This is a genomic window from Streptomyces rugosispiralis (assembly GCF_024505145.1).
In the GTDB taxonomy this organism is placed as follows: domain Bacteria; phylum Actinomycetota; class Actinomycetes; order Streptomycetales; family Streptomycetaceae; genus Streptomyces; species Streptomyces rugosispiralis.
In genome coordinates this window covers 1-528 of record NZ_JANIAA010000231.1, presented here as the reverse complement: position 1 = coordinate 528, position 528 = coordinate 1, and the positions used below count along the sequence as shown (strand labels likewise).

Below are 528 nucleotides of genomic sequence, written 5' to 3'. Positions count from 1 at the left end.
TCCAGCCGCCAGGCCGCCCGTACCCCCTGGAACACCGGCCCATACCGATACCCGACCTGTTCCAGACTGTCGTACAGGCCCTCCACCTCCGCCGGATCCACCGCGACCGCCCCCGCCGGAGGCCACACCGACAACCCTGTGCCGGGAGCGGAGATCTCATCCGCACGGCACAACGTCCCGGTCGCGTGACGTACCCACGCGGCGCCCAGACCGGCGTCCTCCGCCCTCGAGTACACCCGCACGCCGCGCCGGCCACCCTCATCGGCCTCCGCCACGCTCACCCGCATCTGAACGGCCCCGCCCTCCGCCAACACCAGCGGAGCCTCCATCACCAGCTCCTCCACCCCACCGCAACCAACCTCATCACCGGCCCGCACCACCAACTCCACAAACGCCGCACCCGGCAACAACACCGCACCCGCCGCCACATGATCCGCCAACCACGGATGCGTACCCAGCGACAACCGGGAGGCGAACAACACCTCACCCGACCCCGGCACCTCCGTCACCGCACCCAACAACGGATGC

General features: G+C 70.3%; 1 protein-coding gene. It reads right to left on the bottom strand.

The window, feature by feature from the left end:
• On the bottom strand, positions 1 to 482 hold a 482-nt coding region (locus NP777_RS47205; protein ID WP_256656371.1), incomplete at its 3' end, for a polyketide synthase dehydratase domain-containing protein.
• Between the last annotated feature and the right edge of the window lie 46 nt (positions 483 to 528).